The following is an 18513-nucleotide window of genomic DNA, read 5'->3' on the forward strand; positions in this document are numbered from 1 at the left end:
CTTTTTTGTTTGGCAATGGTGCAGAGTATGCCGCTTTTTTTGACGTTTATGCCAAGCCTGTTGACGGATGCGGTTCCTTTATATATGATACAAATGTGATGAAGATGTGAAAGAACATATCTGGCAAACCCGCGGCTATGCTGTGGCAGCTCTCCCGCAAAAAGGCAGTGCACGGCCTCTTGCGCAGCAGCTGTCCCATCCTGACATTGTAGTACTTAGGAGGAGAAAACCTATGGCACAAAAGCAACCTGCCGATCAATCCCGGCGTTGGCTGGGTCTGACCGGTTCAGCGGTTCTGCTGGCAAACCTTGTTTTGACAGGAACCTCGATTGCCTTTCAGCAGGAAGGTGAAGTAAACCACGCACTTGGTATTGAAGGCTCCAATGCTTCTTACGGCGGAACGGAATTCTCGGCAGACGGTTCTTTGACGGATGCAAGCTACGCTGCTTATATTCAGGCCGCCTATGAATTCTGTGAGCAGGAAGAGGAGGAGGGCAGCGTTCTGCTGTATAACCGCAATAACGCACTGCCCCTCTCTGAATCTGAACGCAACGTGACCGCCTTTGGCCGCGGCAGCATTGACCCGGTATTCCGCAGCACCGCAGGCGGTTCCTCTACAAACAAGGAATACCAGCAGACACCCGTTGATGCATTGCAGGGCGCGGGCTTCAACGTCAACCAGACGGTACTGGACGCCTATGCAAATGCTCCGGCACCGGAGGCAAGAAGCGTTTCCAGTGTTGGCGAGTATGATCCGGCGCTGTTCACCGGCAGTGTGACAGATTCGTTTGCGTCCTATGGCGATGTTGCCTTTGTCACGCTCTCCCGCTTTGCTACGGAGGGCAACGACCTTGCCATGGTCAATGACAAGGGCAAGCGTATGCTGGAGCTGGATGACAACGAAAAAGCCATTTTCCAGAAAATCAAGGACTCCGGCAAGTTCAAAAAGGTCGTCGTATTGCTGAACTCTGTGTTTGCGATGGAAATGGACTGGCTGGATGAATATAACATTGATGCAGTCCTGTGGGTGGGCAATCCCGGTTTTTATGGTATGCCCGGTGCCATTCGTGTGGTGACCGGTGAGGTCAATCCTTCCGGCCATACGCAGGCAACCTTTGCGGCAAACTCTCTGTCGGCCCCCAGTGCTGAAAACTTCGGTTTGCACGCCTATGACTATGCGGGCAAAACGCCTCGTGCCGCCGGTGACAGCTTTGTCAGCTATAACGAGGGCATTTACGTCGGCTACCGTTACTATGAAACCCGTTATGAGGATACTGTCCTGGGACAGGGCAATGCAGCTTCTGCCACGGGCGCCAAGGCGTCCTCCGACGGATGGAACTATGCAGAGGAAGTCTGCTTCCCGTTCGGCTATGGCCTTTCTTACACAACCTATGAGTATGCACTGGATAACCTGAGCTACGATGCGGATGCAGATACCTTTACGGCTACGGTTACGGTAAGCAATACCGGCAGCGTGGATGGTAAGGCTACGGTGCAGCTGTATGCGCAGTCTCCGTACACCGATTATGACAAGGAAAACCTTGTTGAAAAGTCCGCCATTCAGCTGATGGGTTACGACAAGGTGGATGTTGCCGCAGGCGCTTCCGAGACGGTTCAGCTGGAGGTTCCCGGCTATTTCCTTGCATCCTATGACGCTCACGGTGCCAAGGGCTACATTCTGGATCCGGGCGACTACTACTTTGCTGTCGGCAATGGTGCCCACGAGGCTCTGAACAATGTTCTTGCCCTGAAGTGCGGCAGTGCTGTGGAAGGCAAGCTGATGGATCAGGACGGCAATATTGTTGCCGGAAACACCGCAGCCGCAGCCAAATGGACCGCTCCTAACACGACTGTGGACACAGAAAAGTACCGTACTTCCCGCTACAACAGCGATGTTGAAGTTACCAATACATTTGACGATGCAGATGTAAACTACTGGGCCAACGATGATGAGAAAATCACCTATCTGTCCCGCAGCGCATGGGATACCACGTACCCTGTCACGCTGGCAACGCTGACCGTGAATGACAAGCTGTACAATGGTCTGAATATGCAGACCTATGCAAAGGCTGCCGATGCCAAGAGCGTTTCGGACTTTAATCTGGGTGTTACGCTGGACGAAAAGATCAACTTCATTGATATGAAGGGCGTGGCCTTTGATGACCCGAAGTGGGATGACTTCCTGTCCCAGATGACGCTGAGCGAGTTGCTCATCAATATGGGCGATTCCAAGGGCATTAAAGCGGTCAAGGCTGTCAATAAGCCCGGCTGCACCATCGTGGACGGCCCCGAAGGCATGAACGGTCAGTTCAAGTATGGCGACCGCCGCAACTGCACCGGCTGGGCAACGCTCCCCATCGTCGGCGCATCTTGGAACCACGATCTGCAGACCCGTTTTGGTGAAATGTATGGCGAGGATGCATTGTATGCGTCTATTCCCATTGCTTATGCGCCCGGTGCCGACACGCTGCGTTCTCCCTATTCCGGCCGTACCAGCGAGTATTTCTCTGAGGATGGCGTGCTGAGCTACTACGCAGCCAAGAACGTCTCCCATGGTATGCGCAACAAGGGTCTGATTGGCACGGTCAAGCATTTCTTCCTCAATGAGCAGGAAGCCGGTCGTCAGGGCATCTCCACCTTTGCAAACGAGCAGTCCATCCGTGAAATCTATATCCGCGCCTTTGAAGGCTCTCTGGCCGAGGGCGATTCTCTGGGTGTTATGACCGCCTACAACCGTATCGGCGTTATGTACGCAGCGGCAAGCCAGGGTATTCAGCATATCCTGCGTGATGAATGGAACTACGGCGGCTATATTATTGATGACGCTCTGACTGCTTCTGAGTATTCTTCTGCTCCGGAAATGCTGATGGCAGGCAACAACATTTTCTGCCTGGATACCGCACGCCCGACAGAAATTGAGAAACTGATTACTTCCACCGATGACGGCGATCTGCTGCAAAAGGTTTTGGATTCCAACCATTATCTGTACTATATCATGCTGAAATCCAGCATGGGCGGTGCTTCTGCTGAGGATCTGGTCGTTTCGGATGCTGCACCGTGGTGGCAGACCGCGCTGAGAGTGATTGATGCGATTGCGATTGCCCTTGTTGTAGCTTCCGCCGTCATGTATGTACTTCACACCTACACGGACGTTTTCTCCGAGGAAAAGCGGAAAAATCGTTCCTCTGCGAAGAACTGAGAGGTGGAAAAGAATGAATAAGCTATTGAAAAATAAGGCTTCCGGCAGTTATCTTTGCCTTGCTGCCGCAGTAGTGGCCCTGATTACCGCTATTGTATTTCTGGCAACACAGGAAACCGCTGCTCCTTTGGGACATACCGGGACCCTTCCGGGTGTTGTGCTGCTTGTGGGTGCGGCTGCTTCTTTGATTTTCTTCTTTGTTTCGGTTCCTTTCAGCGCGCTGATTCAGGCTGTTATTTATAATGCGGCCCTTTATCTTGTCGTAGTTCAGCTGTATTTTGTGTTTGCCGATGTAATCAACCATGTTACCTTTGCCGGTGGCAATGCAGGTTTGTGCGTCTTTTATATGGCAGGCGCACTGGTTGCAGCGCTGCTCAGCGTGATTGCCTGCTTCTGCAAGCAAACGCAGGCCGGCAATGCCAAGGCTGATGCAAAGCAGTTCACCGCAGCCGGTGCTGTGGCCGTTGCAGCTGTGGCCTGTGTGGGTGTTGTTTCCCTGCAGGAAAACAACCAGCCCGCAGCAGGTGCCGATGATGTCACCGTAGCAGAGCAGACTTCCACCGAAGGCTTCAATATGAACTATGCAGACAACGCATTTGTCAACACCTCTCTGGAGGATATGGTGGCCATTCCGCAGGAAACCTGGCTGGAAAAAGAACAAAACGGCGAAGTTGCCTACTTCTTTGAAGGTCAGTACACCGAGGGCTTCAGCACCATTGTTGACCCGGCCTGTCTGGATATGTACTGCTACACCGATGGTTCTATGCACGGCACGTTCAGCGGTCCCACGACCTCTGTTGGCGACGGCGTGGTGTCGCAGGTATACGGCTACTGGTATACTTACGATGAATCCGGTGAGAAAAACTTTGTTGTTCATATTTCCGGCAATCTGGATGCTGACGGAACGGTCCGCCCGGTCAACACCGAAGGCGGCGCAGATGCGGATGTATACATTTTCGACACCGATCATGGCGCCTACAGCTGGGAAGCAAGCCTGAGCTATGGGGTTATGGGTGGTATGTTCACCCGTAACATCAACATCTACGGTCAGACGTATGCACCGGTACAGAGCCTGACGATTGATTCTTCCAACCTGCGTACCTTCTATACCGGAGATGCTTTTGACGCCGGGGAACTGGCTGTAACGGCAGTGCGCGCCAACGGTGCAGAGGAAACCATCTGGAATGGTCGCCTCACCTATACCGGGTATGATTCTGACACCACCGGCACCAAAACCGTAACGGGGCATTTCCTGGGTGCTACCGCTACCTTTGAGGTCAACGTGGAAGAGCTTGTGACCGAAAATTATACCGGTTCTTATGAGCTGGTTCAGGGTGAACAGCCCACTGCTACCGAGGCAACCTTGCTGGTGGATTACTCGCACAAGGTATGCAGCATCACCGCGGCAGATGGTTCGGCCTCCATTTCCGGCACCTTGGTCGAAGTGAAGGACGATGCTCTGGTATTGACCCTGAACGGCAGTGAGCAGCTTGAGGTGCCTATGACCGAAACCGAAAGCGGCAAGCAGGTCACAATTCCTGCCCACGATGAGGTGGTTTCTGGCTGGGGATACAGCAATACCTACTCTATCGGGGAATCCACCCTCACGATTGTTTCTGCTGAGTAACGCAGCCTCCCAAGCGGAAGAAGCTTCCGGAAAAGGGTAGGGTGCTTTTGTACAAAAGCATTCCACTGCGGGTGAATCTCTGCAGCACCGATTTATTCTGACATTCTCATATTTACTTTTTTCTCCGAAAAGGCCTACTGCATTTATGCAGTAGGCCTTTTCTATAGCTACGCCCGGTATGGGCAACAACCATGTGGCGAGAGACCACTAAGAGCTCAGTAGCAGGAAGCGTCAGCCGAAGGCAAGGGCAACGGTTGGGCTCTGACCAAGCAGAAGGCTACTAAAAAAGCAGCAAGAGCGTCTGCCTTCGTAGTAGACACTCTTGCTGCTTTACTTTTTATTCCTTTGTGGTATGCAATACAACACACTCATACGGACGCAGGGTCTCTGAAGGATTATCTTCGTAGTTTCCTATCAGTTTTTCTGCAGTCGCCCAAGCGTCAGGCAGTTCAGCGTGGATTTCTTGCTCTGTCAGGTTGCAAAGTACAAGAAGTTCTTCCTTGTCCGCCGAGCCATAGCGCCGATAAGTCAGCAGGTCCGTGTTATCGGGGTAAAGAAATTCAATTTTTCCCTCACTTATGACCCGGTGTTCCTTCCGCAAACGTACTATCGCTTTGTAGAAGCTATAAATCGAATCCGCATCGCTCGTCTGCGCCGCAGCATTGATGCTCTTATAGTTATCCGCCACACCAATCCACGGCGTACCTGACGTAAAGCCTGCGTTAGGGCTGCTGTCCCACTGCATGGGAGTACGGCTGTCATCCCGGCTGCGCTGTGCCAGAATATTTAGCGTCTCAGCCTCGGATTTGCCTTGCTCACGCAGAATCTTATAGTAGTTAAGACTCTCCACGTCACGGTACTGGTCAATTTTTGTAAAATGAGGATTCGTCATGCCCAGTTCCTCGCCCTGATAAATATAGGGTGTGCCGCGCATACAATGAATCGCCGTGGCCAGCATTTCGGCGCTTTCTCTCCAATAGGTCGTGTCGCTGCCGAACCGGCTGACAGCACGCGGCTGGTCGTGATTGCACCAAAACAAAGCGTTCCAGCCGCCGTGTTCCTGCATTCCCTCCTGCCAGGTCTTGAACAAACGCTTCAGCGCCCCATGGTCGGGGGGCATCAGCTCCCATTTTTGCCCGTTTTTATAGTCCACTTTCAGGTGATGGAAGTTGAAGCACATCGTCAGTTCATGGTTTTTCTCTGATGTGTACCCGATGCAGTTTTCCAGCGTAGTGGAGGACATCTCCCCGACAGTCATCATACCGTCAATACCGCCTGCGGCCACCAGTTCTTTCAGATACTTGCCGACATTGCAGCCATCCGTATAGAAGCGACGGCCATCGCCCTCCAAGTCGTCTTCGTACAGTTCCGGTTTGGAGATAAGATTGACTACATCAAAGCGGAAGCCCTTGATTCCCCTCGCTTTCCAAAAGCGCAGGATGTCGGCCATTTCGGCACGCACAGCAGGATTCTCCCAGTTCAAATCAGCCTGCATGACATCAAACAAATGCAGATACCATTTGCCCAACTGCGGCACATACTCCCACGCGGAGCCTCCGAATTTGGACACCCAGTTTGTGGGGCAGCGGTCGGGAGAGCCATCCTTGAAAATGTAGTAGTCCTGGTATTTTTTATCGCCTGCCAATGCTTTTTGAAACCAGTCATGCTCGGTGGAGGTATGGTTGAACACCATATCCAGCATCAGGCCAATACCGCGCTTGTCGGCTTCCCGAATCAATTCGTCCAAATCATCCATCGTGCCGTAACGGGAATCCACCGCACGGTAGTTGGCCACATCGTAGCCGTTGTCCCGCTGGGGTGAAGGGAAAAACGGTGTCAGCCATAGGTAATCCACACCCAAATCCGCCAAATAGTCCAGCTTTTGGGTGACGCCTTTCAAATCGCCAAAGCCATCCCCGTTGGAATCATGAAAGGATTTCGGGTAAATTTGGTAGACAACCTTGTCCTTGAAATTGTACATTGCAAACCCCACTTACATTCAGAACCGAATCAGGCAACGCCTTTTTTCTTGCCGATGGCAACCGTCAGCACAAAGGGGACGACAATAGCAATCAACATACACAGCGCAAAGCTGAGCATATAGGTCGGCTGGATAGACAGAATGCCGGGGATACCGCCGACGCCGATTGCGTTAGCCGTGGTGGAGGTTGCCACACAGACCACTGCGGCTGTTGCGGAACCAATCATGCCGCAGACAAATGGGAAGTGATACTTGAGGTTGACACCGAACATGGCCGGCTCAGTAACACCCAGATAGCAGGAGATGCAGGAAGGAACATTAACTTCCTGTGCGGCGGCATTTTTGCGCTGGAGATAAATCATACCGAGAACGGCAGAACCCTGTGCAATGTTGGACAGTGCAATCATCGGCCACAGCATGGTGCCGCCAAAGTCGGCAATCAGCTGCATATCAATGGCGTTGGACATATGATGCAGACCGGTAATAACAAGCGGCGCATAAACAAAACCGAAAATAGCACCGAACACAACGCGGAAAGAGCCGGAGATACCTGCATAAACCACATCGGAGATGACAGAACCGATTTTCCAGCCGATGGGGCCGAGAACCGTGTGGGCGATGATAACGGCCGGCACCAAAGAGCAGAACGGAACCACAATCATGGAAACGACCGGCGGGCAGACTTTACGGAAAAAGCGCTCCAGATACACGAGCGTAAACGCGGCCAGCATAGCCGGAATGACCTGCGCCTGATAGCCAATCATATTGATCGTGAAAAAGCCAAAGTCCCATTTGGGGATGTCGGCTGCCGCCGTGGAGGCCACCGCGTAGGCGTTAAGAAGCTGGCCGGAAACCAGCGTCAGGCCCAGCACGATGCCAAGGCTCTGCGTGGTGCCCATCTTTTTGGTAACGGACCAGCAGATGCAGACCGGCAGCATATGGAAGATAGCTTCGCCAATCAGCCAAAGGAAGCTGTCAACACCGGACCAGAACTGACTGATATCACAAAGCGTCTGTGTGCCGTTGCCAAACAAATAAATACTGTCAATACAGTTGCGGAAGCCCAGAATCAGACCGCCGGTGATGATGGCGGGAATCAGCGGGGCAAAGATTTCAGCCAGCACGCTCATAATTCTTTGCAGTGTGTTCTGATTCTGCTTGGCCGCGCTCTTGACGGCGTCTTTGGAAACACCATCAATGCCGGATACCGCGATAAAATCATTGTAAAAATCGTTGACCGTGTTGCCGATAATCACCTGAAATTGCCCGGCCTGTGTGAATGTACCTTTGGCAGATTTCAGAGACTCGATTTTGGCAACATCTGCCTTGGCAGGGTCATTCAGAACAAAGCGCATACGCGATACGCAGTGAGATACCGCCGCAATGTTCTCTTTTCCGCCGACATACTCAAGCAACAGCCGTGCATCCTGTTCGTACTTACCCATTTTATTTTTTTCCTCCTTCAGAATCCCGCTAAAGCGGATATTCAAACTTGTATGAACAAGTTTGGCTTACAGCCTCAGTATAGTGAACTTGTTCATACAAGTCGAGCGCTTTTCCGGAAATTCTATGTGTAGGCATGAAATTCGGTGCAGCGCACAAATTCTCCTCTTGAATTTTGGCTGAAAATACGATATACTAAATCAAATGTTTGAACAAGTTGAAGGGGGACTGCCGCCATGCCAAAAGCAAAATACGAAGGAATTTATCACAGCTTAAAAAAGCGTATTGAAGCGCAGGACTATCCCTATCAGTCCCTGCTGCCCAGTGAGAATACATTGCTCGAGGAATACGCCTGCTCCCGCAACACGGTTCGCCGTGCGCTGGCTGAACTGACCAACGATGGCTATGTGCAGGCCATGCAGGGGCGCGGAGTACGGGTGATTTATCAACCGGTGGGAAAAACCACATTTACCATCGGAGGCATAGAAACTTTTCAGGAAACCGCGCGGCGAAACCGATTACACGCAGTGACAAAGGTTTTGGAATTTAAAACCGTCATTGCCGATGAGCGCCTTGCCTCGCTGAGTGGGTTTTCCGTGGGCGATGAATTGTGGTACATTCGCCGGGTGCGGTATCTGGATGGAAAAGCACTCATTTTGGATATCAACTATTTTTTGACAGAGTTTGTTCCCGGTCTGACCCCCGAGATTGCGGCCAACTCCATCTACGATTATATAGAAAACACATTGGGTATGCAGATTATCACCAGTAAGCGCCGTATCACAGTGGAACACGCCACCGCGCAGGATGAAAAAGTCCTTGCCATGGACAGCTATGACTGCGTTGCCGTTGTAACAGACCAGACATTCAATGCCTCCGGGATGCTGTTTGAATTTACGCAGTCCCATCACCAGCCGGATTATTTCTGCTTTCAGGACATTGCCACCCGAAAAAAATGAGCATCGCCCTTTCAGGCTGGATGCTCGTCATGCACTACACCCGTAGTGTATGGTGGAAAACCGCATTACTCGCTGTTTCAGACACGGTTTTGTGATGAACCTTGCCGTGCTGCCCAGTGCATTACCGGGCAGATGTCAGAGCGGAAGCATCGTAAGGGGATAATATACCTGTAGCTTCTTTATCCTTTTATACGATACAGGAGTACATTCCCTCTTATACCTCTTCCCGGCTCTTTCATTGAAGCCCAAGGTCGTATCCTTCTCTTCGCTCAGAAATCATTCCCGATATCTCTCTCGAAGCCCAGAAACCTTGTTCCCTGAAAACTCAGCCTACCCGTATCGCCTTCCACGAGCATACCGTAGTCCTGCCCACGTACAGCGAACTCGATGCGGTCACCACTCTCAACCTCGAAGGTGACATAGTAGGAAGTGCTCGTCGTGCTATGGAACCCATGAGCTCCGGAAGCGTCGCCTGCCGCCGGATGGCTGTGACGGGTCGTGTTCTGCCGCTTAGTCACGACCCTGGCTGGCACGGTTAATCTCGGGGATTGATTGTTCTTATGCCATGTGTTGAACCCTATAACGGCAGTGTAAATGAATGTGCCGACAATGAAAAGGAAGACGGCGGTAAACATGAGGGGAAACAACTGGTCGAACAAGCCAAACAACATGGTACTTCTCCTTATACTCTGTTTAGGATTTGCTTTATCTCATCGAGGTCCTCGGCAAAGTAGATGCCTTCCTGCCGTTCTTTCGAGGAAAGACCTTTGTCAATCATCTTTGTCAGCAGTGCCTTCAAATCATCATAGTAGCCGTTCAGGTTGTAAAGGATGCACGGTGCGTCTAAGTGTTTCAGGGATACTTTGGACATGACCTCTGCGATTTCCTCTAATGTGCCCGTACCACCGGGGAAAGCAATAAAGGCATCGCCGAGCTCAATCATCTTAGCCTTCCGCTCTGCCATGTCTTTGGTCACGATAAGCCTGGTCAAGCCATCGTGCTGTAACTCGTTCTCGATAAAGAACTGCGGCTCAATGCCTGTTACTTCACCGCCAGCCTGCAGGACACTGTCTGCGATTGCGCCCATGAGCCCGGATTTCGAGCCGCCATAGACAAGCGCATTCCCGCTGCTGCCAATCCATGCGCCGAGTTCCTCCACGGATTTCCGCAGGCGCGGGTCATTGCCTTCGTTCGCACCTAAGTACACGGTGATGTTCATGTTGGTTTCCTCCTGCTGTATTATACTTGTGTATTCGGGGCGTTTGTGCTGCTGCTTTTAGCGAGAATATATCCGTGCCCCACTACACTTTTCAATTCATTTTTGCTCAACCCCAACTTTTTGCGCATTACCTGCTCAAGTGACAGTCGTGCAATGCAATCAGCGCTCTTGAATTTCTTTCCCGCTCATATGCTCGATTTCGATTTCAAAGACCTGTACTGCTTTTCCGGCATGCGCAATTTCTTCATCGACAAGCTGTTCGCTGGGATAGTATTTCATGGCAAACTGCTTTAAACGCCGCGTTGCCTCCGAACCGGCATCCATCAGATGGCATCTGCCGAACACCACAACGCTCTGCATGAACGGTGCCCAGCTTTCCGTTCTGACGGTTTCATTCCCATATACGGTGAAGCACACCTTATCGCAGGCACGCAAGGCATCGACTTTATGCCCTGTCTTTGCACCGTGGAGATAAATCCTCTGTGCCTTGTCATCGTAAAGATAGTTTACCGGTATGGCATACGGGTATCCGTCATCGCCGTTCATAGCAAGCACACCACGCCGACTGGACGCCAGCAGCTGCTTTGCCATATCGATTGAGATTTCGTTTTTCTTTCTGCGCATTTCTCTGAACATTCCGTTTTCCTTCCCTTTCCTCCGTTTTATGCCTGTGTCAGGCTTTGTTGTGACGCATCTGGAATATAGCACTATTATACGACAATTTGCGATAAAAAGAAATGCTGCATCCTCCAAATCCGGAAGATACAGCATTGTTTTTATATGTAATGGCCTTTTAGCCTAATTTGTTGTCTGGCCTTGACCGAGCGATTGCTCTGGCATGGTCTAAGGCGCAGTGGTGAGTGCGGGATGCTTCCTGCGGTTGTTTCTTGATTACGAGATTTATTATAGCGGCGACTTGTGTGCAGAATTTAAAAGCCTTTTGAACGATTTTGAAATTCTATTTGAATAATTTATGACAGGGGTGATGCCATGAAAGATATTAAAGAAAAGCCAACCGTGCGTATACCGAAAAACAATACTGCGGTGAAAATCTACAAAGTAGCGTTGAAAAGGCATGGACAGAAGCCAAGGAGAAAAGCCGAACCAAGCCACAAGAAAACACCTCCATGCAGGAGAATGGCGACTATACTGCCGCCAATGATACTGGTGGGGCGGTGGCTGATATATCTTATTCGACCATCAAGCAAAACACAGATTTCACCGTGCGGCAGGGGCGCAAGTTTGCTCGCAAACAGGTAGAAAAATACCGGGAGCGCGGTGTCGACCCGAAACAGGCTGAACGCGGCACGCCGCCCGATGCGGCGCAACGCCCGCACCGTGGGGCAGATTTGCCCCGACGGCGGGCAAAAGAAAAAGCTGTTACCTCCAAGACCGCGCCGCGTGATATTCGCGGCGTGACCCATGGTCAGCGCCAACTGCGCACCGCCGCAAATGAAACTATGCGGAGCGTATCACCTTACAACCACGAAAGGAAACAATATCCGTGACATTGATGTGGCACCCGAATTTATGGAGTACATGAAAACCTATCGGAAAGAATGGTTGCGGCAAAAGCAACGCATGGGCAGCGCGTGGCAGAACTGCATGGACGGCAAATGGGAGAACCACCGGGAATCTCTTGAAAAGCTGCGCGGCCGGAATTTTATTGTTATCAATGATTTCGGCTGGCCCATCAGCCCAGACCACTACGGCAAAATTGTTGACCGCGTGGCCGAGAAAGCGGGCATCCGCAAAATCAACCCGCATATGTTCCGCCACACCTTTGTCAGTATCCTGCTCTCCAACCCGGATATCGGCGTGGCAACGGTTGCGGCAGAGGCCGGGCACGCGCAGCCAAGCACGACACTGGAAATTTATACGCAGGTCTACCACAAGCGGCAGGATTCCATCCGCAGCCAGATGAGCAAAACTCTCTACGGACCCATCTACCGCTCTGATGACCCCGAAAAATAAAAATGGACGCGCAAACCAGCGTTTGCACGTCCTTTTTGGTGGGCCAGGCAGGATTTGAACCCGCGACCAAGCGGTTATGAGAAAGCATCGCTGGTAAAAATTTCGGAATCACCGTAAAATTTTGTTGGTATTCCACAAATAAGAGCAACTGATTTTAGGTAATGTGTAGTTATTTCCGCAGCGTTTCTCAACCAAAATGTGGGTCCGTAGATGAATTGGTAGATGGGTTTTGGAGAGGAGTGGGATTAAAAGTTACGCACAAAATTAGAGGTTATGGTCGCAGGGCAAGAGTCTGCTTTATAAACTCTTCCTCAGTTTGCACAAAGTGATAAGGTGCGTACTCGCCATAGGCTTCGGGGCGGCTGATAGTCATGATTTCTACGCCGGTATTGCCAAGGGCTTCATCCAGCGACCGTTTCAAATCGACCAGATGCTTCCCATGCACGGTTTCAAATGCTATGCAGCCGTGAGCATAGCGGTCTTTAGCGATAACATAACACATTTGCTTACCTTTATTTTTTGCCCGATTCAAGAAGATTTAGAAAGCTAAGCGACTTTCATTGCTATACTGGCATCCATTAAGTATAAACGTTTTTCTGCGAAATAACAACATGGAAATTTGAAAGAAATTTTGTTGCAGAGTCCTAGTTTTTATTGTTATATGCTGCACGAGGTAACAGACATAATTTATTCCTATAAAAGCAAGCGCACCACTTTTCATTATCCAATGACTGAAAACATAGTCGTCTTACCGTCTCCTAGGTGATAAAACAATTCACGCATTTCTCTTCGATTAACGGTTCCATACCATCCTTCAGTATCACAATACATATGGCGCTTCAAACAGCTATCAATACCATCCTGAATATCTGTTGTCTTGAAGCAACGAACGATGTCTGATAAGTCTCCTACATCTAGTTTATAAGCATCCGTACATTTATAACTCCGATATAAAGCAACCCTCCATTCGCATTGGTTCATATACTGGGAACCTTTATCAAAGCAATCCCTCTTCCGAATACTAAATCCTTTGCGTTGTAATTCTTCTATTGTAAATTTTTTCCCTTCAGCTTCTAAATACACCCTTGGTCCAGGCTTACTTTGTATACCATTTATCATTTGAGGGTGGTAATGGACATCGCCGCACAATACTTGATAGTTGTGATTTCTTACCGTCGATTTAATACGTTTCAAAAATTCCATCTCATTTGTGATAATTGCAACATAATCTCCAAAACGTGACATAGATGGATTTAGGTTGTAGCTGAAAACTCTTCCGCTTTGTGTGAGTTCTACTTTATAAAAGCAAAGAACATTACAAAACCTATATCCATCTGCTCTAAAATGATAATCACTGGCTTGCACGGCTTGAAAGTCCAATGGCATTTCATTAAAGTCTCTGACTGGAACTGTACACACAACTCCTTCAAAGATGTCTTTTTGCTCATAAAATCCATTGTTCCAGAAGTAATCAAGACTATTCATATAAAGCTTGCCAGAAACGAATTCCCTTAAATATGATTTTTGTGAGAAGAACTTTATTAAAATGTGCATGGTTAGTGTCCTCTCCAATAAAGACAGCCTCTAATCGTTGCGGAGACAAAATTGTTGTTAAGAATAGGCTAAGAGTAAAATGACACAAATCACGGTAGAAAAAGGGTGTCACATGGGTCATTTGTTATTTATCGCTTGACAAAACACAGTGAATATTTTGTGATTTAGCTAACCTACAATTTAAAACGCATTATCAAGTCATTATATATAATATTATCAGATATACCGCTAGAAATCAAACAATTATAAAAAGAAAGAAGGTATTTTCCATGAGCATCATTATCGGCATCGACCACGGCTACTATGCTATCAAAACGGCCCACTGTTCATTCCCGGCTGGGCTGACAAGCTACGGAGAACATGAACCCTACACCCGCCAAGGACTCTTAGAGTTTGGCGGGTGCTTTTTTGTTTGTGGCTCCGGAAGGCAACCTATCCAGCGGGATAAGACAGTGAATGACAACTACTACCTGCTGACGCTGGCGGCTATCGCCAAGGAAATCAAGCAGCGTGGTCTGCCGCCCGAATGTTCTGTGCGCATTGCGGCGGGGCTGCCGCTGACGAGTTTCGGACGCGACAAACCCAAGTTCAGAGATTATCTACTGCGAAGCAAGCAACCTGTGAGTTTCCGCTTCGAGGGCGTGGAGTACAGCATTACGATTGAGGAAGTTGCCATCTTCCCCCAAGGCTACGCCGCCCTTATGACCGAAGTGGGGCTTTTGCAGGACGAGCCGTCCATGCTCCTCATGGACTTGGGCGGCTGGACAGTGGACCTCATGCGCATCGACAACGCCATCCCTGCGACCGACACCGCCCACAGCTTGGAGCTCGGCATGATCCGCTGCGTAGATGACATCCGGGAGCAGGTGCGGCGCGAAACCGGACTGTCCCTCACGGATGCCCAAATCGAAAATATGCTGGCGGGTCAGCCCTGCACAGTCAGCGATACGGTGCGCGACATTGTGAACAAACAAGGTCGCAAGTACACAGAGCATCTCCTGTCTGCCACGATGGAAGCGGGATTCGATTTGCACGCCATCCCCGCCGTGTTGCTGGGCGGCGGCGCATCGGTGGTGAGCCGCCACCTCAGCCCTAAAGACGCGCTTTGTAAGACGATTTTTCTGCTGGACGACAAGGTGAACGCTGTCGGGTTCGAGCGCGCGTTGGCCGCCGTGTCGCGCCGTAAAGGCGAGGCATGAAACGCCCACAGTACGTTTTCCGTCCGAACCTCAACGACCCGCAGCACCGCCGCGCATGGGAGCTGCTGCAGCAGATGCCGTCAGCCCGCCGCAAGGAGTTTCTGGTGCAGAGTATCCTTGCGGCAGAACAGACGGATAGGCTGGAGAAAAGCATCCGCAAGGTGGTGCGCGAGGAATTGCAGGTAGTCACTTTGACGGGGGCAATTCCTCGCACCCGAGCAACAGATATAATTCCGCCTTCCGCAATCAACTTTTTAGCTTCACTTTAAGGTGGTGATTACCATGTGGTAATAAACATAAAATCATAAATTGTTGGTTATGGGCATAATTGCCGAGTTATGCATCTCATTATCGTTGGTTCTCGTGAATAGCTTTGTCATCGCACTTGTGATATGCTTGCTTTGCAATCGAAAAACAACTTATCAATGACAAAAAGCGGTTGCAAATTCAGCTTAAGAACAGGAGAATGTAAAATGAACGAATGTATGCTTGATCGTCAGACGGCGGGTTGCGTTGTAGAAAAAATTGTCCTGCCACAAATTGTCAGTATCAAACAGGCAAGTGAAATCATGAAGCTTCCGCCTTACTATCTTCGCCGAGTATGTCGTGAAAATCCGGACATCGCATTCCAGTCCGGGGTGAAGTGGTACATCAATCTTGGAAAACTGGCCGCTTACTATAACAACAAACTAGGTGCATAAAAGGAGAAAGCTGAAATGAGCAAATTGACCGTAACCATCCCGGATGACCTGCACCAGAAAATCCGTGAAGAACTGGAACGACAGGGCATCACCACATCGCAGTTCATTGAACAGGCCGTAACCACATTTTTTGAGAAACCGAAGGGAGTCAGCAACATGGCAACACGCACGTTAGCATTTCAGGTATCCGAGGAACTTCTCCAGCGCATCAAGACCTTTCTTGCAAGGTACGAGCAAATCTATCACCACAAACTGAGCCAGAAAGAATTTCTGGTACGCATCATTGAAAGAGAATTGGATGAAGCCGAAAAGGACTACGAAAGAATTACGACCGAGCAAGCTGCGGAGAAAAACGCTGATGTCGACTCCGGCGAACCAGATGGCACCGAAATGGAGGTAGATGCACAATACTGAAAATCACATACTTAACCAGCAAGGGCAGCCAGCATTGGTTGCCTCTTTTTTCGTTATCAAATCGGTGATTCGATTTATAGATATGTTCTCCGGCATCGGCGGTTTCCGCGAAGGACTGACCCGTGCCGGAGGATTTGAATGCGTAGGACACTGCGAAATCGACAAATACGCCAACCGCAGTTACAACGCCCTGTTTGACACGAAGGGAGAGTGGTTCATTGAAGATGCCCGAAAAGCCGACCCCAGTACCATGCCGGACTTCCAGCTGCTCTGCGGCGGATTTCCTTGCCAGACTTTCAGCATTGCAGGATCCCGAAAAGGATTCGGAGATCCACGCGGCACTCTATTCTTTGAACTGGCCCGCCTGGCTGAAGCCCGGAAGCCTCCGTATCTGCTGTTTGAAAATGTACCCGGCCTGTTATCTCATGACGGAGGGCGGACATTTGCGACGATCCTTAACACGCTGGACAGACTGGGGTATGGCGTGGAATGGCAATGTCTTAACAGCAAAGATTTCGGCGTTCCCCAGTCAAGAAACCGCGTGTACATTGTCGGATATCTTGATGAGCGATGTAGAGGAAAAGTTCTTCCTTTCACCGAAACAGCAGGGAGTTCTCTTATTCAAACCCACGGCGGGCATCAAGGAGAACGAGTCTACTCCCCCGAAGGACTGAGTTGTACGCTGGCTGCCAATCCGGGCGGGTTCGGCGGCAAGACCGGGCTGTACGAGGTGGGAGTGCCGATCAAGTGCGCCACAAAAACCGGCTACCAGATGGCACAGGTCGGTGACAGCATCGACCTGAGTTACGCCACAGTCAACAGTCGGCGCGGGCGGGTCGGCAAAGAGATTGCGCATACACTTACAACGGGCTGCCGACAAGGTACTGTTGAAGTTCGCCCGGTTAAAAATCCCATCAAGTCCGACCTCGCCCGCAACACCGAACGCACCGGCAAGCCCGGCGCACCCATGCATACCCTTACTACGAAAGACCGTCACGGTGTTCTGTGTGAGGGGCGCATCCGCCGCCTGACACCGCGCGAATGTCTGCGGTTGCAGGGCTGGGCGGATGACCGCATCGACACGGTGCTTGCCATCCAGAGCGATAACCAAGCCTACAAACAGGCAGGCAACGGTGTGACGGTCAATGTAGTGGAAGCCATCGGACGGCGCATTGCCAAGATGGATGCAGAACTACGGGGTGAGGCGCTTGCCCCTTGATTTCCGTGACCAGTATTTTGGCTGTGAAATCGAACTGACTGGGATAAACCGCGCCACGGCAGCCCAAACACTGGCCGACCTGTTTGGCACCCGTGCCGAGCATTCCGGTGGTGGCTACGATGCCTACGGGGTCAAAGATTTGGACGGAAAAGTGTGGAAAATCGTTCGGGACAGCAGTATCCATCCCGAATGCCGCAGGCGGTCTGTTCTTATCGGGGAGACCTATAAGGTCGAACTGAACTCCCCCAAGCTTGAATACAGCGAAATGGAAAAGCTGCAGGAGGTTGTCCGTTCCTTACGCCGCGCAGGCGGCATCGTAAACGACAGCTGCGGAATGCACGTCCATGTGGATGCAAGCAAGCACACGCCGCAGAGCCTCAAGAATGTGCTGTCCATCATGTATTCCAAAGAGGACATTTTGTTTGCAGCACTCAAAGTCAACCCTGCCCGCATCGACAGCTACTGTCAGGCGGTGGATGAGCCGATTCTGGAAGAAATCCGCAAGCTGCCCAGCGGCGCGAGTATGGATCAGCTGAAAGACCGCTGGTATCGCGGGCGGGACGGCAGCGACTATCACTACCACCAGAGCCGGTATCACGCCTTTTATGCGCAGAAAAAAGTTATGCTGAGAATCTTTTAGAACAGACGTTACTTCGAGACTGTTCACCAGAAATCTCAGCATAATTTTCTACAAGGTCTTTAAAAACGCCTTTAAGTCAGGGTCGTCGTTCCAATCCGGCATGGCAGGCGTATTCATCCTCGTGTCCATTGTTTCTAATGCCTTGCGCCGGGCTTCGGGATTAGCTTTTGCGTAAACCTGTGTTGTCTCAATAGATTCGTGCCCTAAAAAGTCACGAATATAAATGAGATTTTTGCCTGCCTCAACAAGATGCATTGCTTTAGAATGCCGGAGACAATGCGGTGTAATCTGCGGAAAAAATGAATCCACCGCAGTATTTGCTTTGTGGCTATATTTTGCTAGCACGTAGGAAACACCGCTGCGAGTCAACTTTTTTCCTTGCGG

General features: G+C 50.5%; 19 protein-coding genes. 11 read left to right on the top strand and 8 right to left on the bottom strand.

What is annotated here, in order from left to right:
• Positions 1-232 precede the first annotated feature (232 nt).
• Positions 233-3199: a beta-glucosidase gene (locus tag NE623_RS04885; RefSeq protein WP_256272544.1), complete on the top strand. Its 2967-nt coding sequence runs from the start codon at positions 233-235 to the stop codon at positions 3197-3199.
• A gap of 13 nt (positions 3200-3212) precedes the next feature.
• Positions 3213-4826: a bacterial Ig-like domain-containing protein gene (locus tag NE623_RS04890; RefSeq protein WP_256272543.1), complete on the top strand. Its 1614-nt coding sequence runs from the start codon at positions 3213-3215 to the stop codon at positions 4824-4826.
• Between the two features lie 337 nt (positions 4827-5163).
• Here the strand turns inward: NE623_RS04890 and treC are convergent, their stop codons facing one another.
• The gene (treC, locus tag NE623_RS04895) at positions 5164-6807 is read right to left on the bottom strand and encodes an alpha,alpha-phosphotrehalase (protein WP_256272542.1); all 1644 of its coding nucleotides are present in this window, start codon (positions 6805-6807) and stop codon (positions 5164-5166) included.
• Positions 6808-6836: 29 nt separating this feature from the next.
• Entirely contained in the window at positions 6837-8252 is a 1416-nt protein-coding gene (gene treP / locus NE623_RS04900) for a PTS system trehalose-specific EIIBC component (protein WP_370866686.1), read from the bottom strand.
• Positions 8253-8486: 234 nt separating this feature from the next.
• Between treP and treR the strand changes: the two genes are divergently transcribed.
• A complete protein-coding gene (treR, locus tag NE623_RS04905; RefSeq protein WP_256272541.1) occupies positions 8487-9209 on the top strand; it encodes a trehalose operon repressor in 723 nt (240 codons plus the stop codon).
• Between the two features lie 269 nt (positions 9210-9478).
• On the opposite strand, the gene NE623_RS04910 is transcribed toward treR, so the two are convergent.
• The 3 genes from NE623_RS04910 to NE623_RS04920 form a co-directional block, all read right to left on the bottom strand.
• Positions 9479-9880: a DUF2500 domain-containing protein gene (locus tag NE623_RS04910; protein ID WP_256272540.1), complete on the bottom strand. Its 402-nt coding sequence runs from the start codon at positions 9878-9880 to the stop codon at positions 9479-9481.
• 11 nt (positions 9881-9891) lie between these two features.
• A complete protein-coding gene (locus tag NE623_RS04915; RefSeq protein ID WP_256272539.1) occupies positions 9892-10428 on the bottom strand; it encodes a TIGR00730 family Rossman fold protein in 537 nt (178 codons plus the stop codon).
• A gap of 159 nt (positions 10429-10587) precedes the next feature.
• A complete protein-coding gene (locus tag NE623_RS04920; RefSeq protein WP_256272538.1) occupies positions 10588-11064 on the bottom strand; it encodes a pyridoxamine 5'-phosphate oxidase family protein in 477 nt (158 codons plus the stop codon).
• A gap of 491 nt (positions 11065-11555) precedes the next feature.
• Between NE623_RS04920 and NE623_RS04925 the strand changes: the two genes are divergently transcribed.
• Both NE623_RS04925 and NE623_RS04930 read left to right on the top strand, forming a co-directional pair.
• Positions 11556-11936: a hypothetical protein gene (locus NE623_RS04925; RefSeq protein WP_256272537.1), complete on the top strand. Its 381-nt coding sequence runs from the start codon at positions 11556-11558 to the stop codon at positions 11934-11936.
• A gap of 22 nt (positions 11937-11958) precedes the next feature.
• Positions 11959-12402 (top strand): tyrosine-type recombinase/integrase, encoded by a 444-nt coding sequence (locus tag NE623_RS04930; protein WP_256272536.1) that lies wholly within the window; start codon positions 11959-11961, stop codon positions 12400-12402.
• A 271-nt stretch (positions 12403-12673) separates the two neighbouring features.
• On the opposite strand, the gene NE623_RS04935 is transcribed toward NE623_RS04930, so the two are convergent.
• Positions 12674-12904 carry a DUF6718 family protein gene (locus NE623_RS04935; protein WP_256272535.1) on the bottom strand — a complete coding sequence of 77 codons (231 nt, stop codon included), beginning with the start codon at positions 12902-12904 and terminating at the stop codon, positions 12674-12676.
• 218 nt (positions 12905-13122) lie between these two features.
• Positions 13123-13956, bottom strand: coding sequence for a hypothetical protein (locus NE623_RS04940; protein WP_256272534.1), 834 nt, complete (start codon positions 13954-13956; stop codon positions 13123-13125).
• A 269-nt stretch (positions 13957-14225) separates the two neighbouring features.
• On the opposite strand from NE623_RS04940, the gene NE623_RS04945 reads away from it, so the two are divergent.
• From NE623_RS04945 to NE623_RS04970, 6 genes are all read left to right on the top strand, one after another.
• Positions 14226-15155: a ParM/StbA family protein gene (locus tag NE623_RS04945; protein ID WP_256272533.1), complete on the top strand. Its 930-nt coding sequence runs from the start codon at positions 14226-14228 to the stop codon at positions 15153-15155.
• Positions 15152-15424, top strand: coding sequence for a hypothetical protein (locus NE623_RS04950; protein ID WP_078784664.1), 273 nt, complete (start codon positions 15152-15154; stop codon positions 15422-15424). The genes NE623_RS04945 and NE623_RS04950 overlap by 4 nt, the downstream gene beginning before the upstream one ends.
• A 204-nt stretch (positions 15425-15628) precedes the next feature.
• Entirely contained in the window at positions 15629-15856 is a 228-nt protein-coding gene (locus NE623_RS04955; protein WP_078784663.1) for a hypothetical protein, read from the top strand.
• A gap of 15 nt (positions 15857-15871) precedes the next feature.
• The gene (locus tag NE623_RS04960) at positions 15872-16270 is read left to right on the top strand and encodes a YlcI/YnfO family protein (RefSeq protein ID WP_256272532.1); all 399 of its coding nucleotides are present in this window, start codon (positions 15872-15874) and stop codon (positions 16268-16270) included.
• Positions 16257-17489 carry a DNA (cytosine-5-)-methyltransferase gene (gene dcm, locus NE623_RS04965; RefSeq protein WP_256272531.1) on the top strand — a complete coding sequence of 411 codons (1233 nt, stop codon included), beginning with the start codon at positions 16257-16259 and terminating at the stop codon, positions 17487-17489. The genes NE623_RS04960 and dcm overlap by 14 nt, the downstream gene beginning before the upstream one ends.
• On the top strand, positions 17479-18129 hold the full coding sequence (locus tag NE623_RS04970) for an amidoligase family protein (RefSeq protein WP_256272530.1): 651 nt from the start codon (positions 17479-17481) through the stop codon (positions 18127-18129). The genes dcm and NE623_RS04970 overlap by 11 nt, the downstream gene beginning before the upstream one ends.
• A 48-nt stretch (positions 18130-18177) precedes the next feature.
• Here the strand turns inward: NE623_RS04970 and NE623_RS04975 are convergent.
• Positions 18178-18513, bottom strand: a 336-nt coding sequence (locus NE623_RS04975) for a tyrosine-type recombinase/integrase (RefSeq protein WP_256272529.1), incomplete at its 5' end; no start/stop codon positions are given.

Source organism: Gemmiger formicilis, from assembly GCF_024462815.1.
In the GTDB taxonomy this organism is placed as follows: domain Bacteria; phylum Bacillota; class Clostridia; order Oscillospirales; family Ruminococcaceae; genus Gemmiger.

Coding starts and splice junctions, on each gene's coding strand:
- NE623_RS04945 (WP_256272533.1), top strand. CDS start 14,226: ATGAGCATCATTATCGGCATCGACCACGGCTACTATGCTATCAAAACG.
- NE623_RS04915 (WP_256272539.1), bottom strand. CDS start 10,428: ATGAACATCACCGTGTACTTAGGTGCGAACGAAGGCAATGACCCGCGC.
- NE623_RS04930 (WP_256272536.1), top strand. CDS start 11,959: ATGGAGTACATGAAAACCTATCGGAAAGAATGGTTGCGGCAAAAGCAA.
- NE623_RS04935 (WP_256272535.1), bottom strand. CDS start 12,904: ATGTGTTATGTTATCGCTAAAGACCGCTATGCTCACGGCTGCATAGCA.
- NE623_RS04940 (WP_256272534.1), bottom strand. CDS start 13,956: ATGCACATTTTAATAAAGTTCTTCTCACAAAAATCATATTTAAGGGAA.
- NE623_RS04890 (WP_256272543.1), top strand. CDS start 3,213: ATGAATAAGCTATTGAAAAATAAGGCTTCCGGCAGTTATCTTTGCCTT.
- dcm (WP_256272531.1), top strand. CDS start 16,257: ATGCACAATACTGAAAATCACATACTTAACCAGCAAGGGCAGCCAGCA.
- NE623_RS04885 (WP_256272544.1), top strand. CDS start 233: ATGGCACAAAAGCAACCTGCCGATCAATCCCGGCGTTGGCTGGGTCTG.
- NE623_RS04920 (WP_256272538.1), bottom strand. CDS start 11,064: ATGTTCAGAGAAATGCGCAGAAAGAAAAACGAAATCTCAATCGATATG.
- treR (WP_256272541.1), top strand. CDS start 8,487: ATGCCAAAAGCAAAATACGAAGGAATTTATCACAGCTTAAAAAAGCGT.
- NE623_RS04955 (WP_078784663.1), top strand. CDS start 15,629: ATGAACGAATGTATGCTTGATCGTCAGACGGCGGGTTGCGTTGTAGAA.
- NE623_RS04960 (WP_256272532.1), top strand. CDS start 15,872: ATGAGCAAATTGACCGTAACCATCCCGGATGACCTGCACCAGAAAATC.
- treP (WP_370866686.1), bottom strand. CDS start 8,252: ATGGGTAAGTACGAACAGGATGCACGGCTGTTGCTTGAGTATGTCGGC.
- treC (WP_256272542.1), bottom strand. CDS start 6,807: ATGTACAATTTCAAGGACAAGGTTGTCTACCAAATTTACCCGAAATCC.
- NE623_RS04950 (WP_078784664.1), top strand. CDS start 15,152: ATGAAACGCCCACAGTACGTTTTCCGTCCGAACCTCAACGACCCGCAG.
- NE623_RS04925 (WP_256272537.1), top strand. CDS start 11,556: ATGCAGGAGAATGGCGACTATACTGCCGCCAATGATACTGGTGGGGCG.
- NE623_RS04910 (WP_256272540.1), bottom strand. CDS start 9,880: ATGTTGTTTGGCTTGTTCGACCAGTTGTTTCCCCTCATGTTTACCGCC.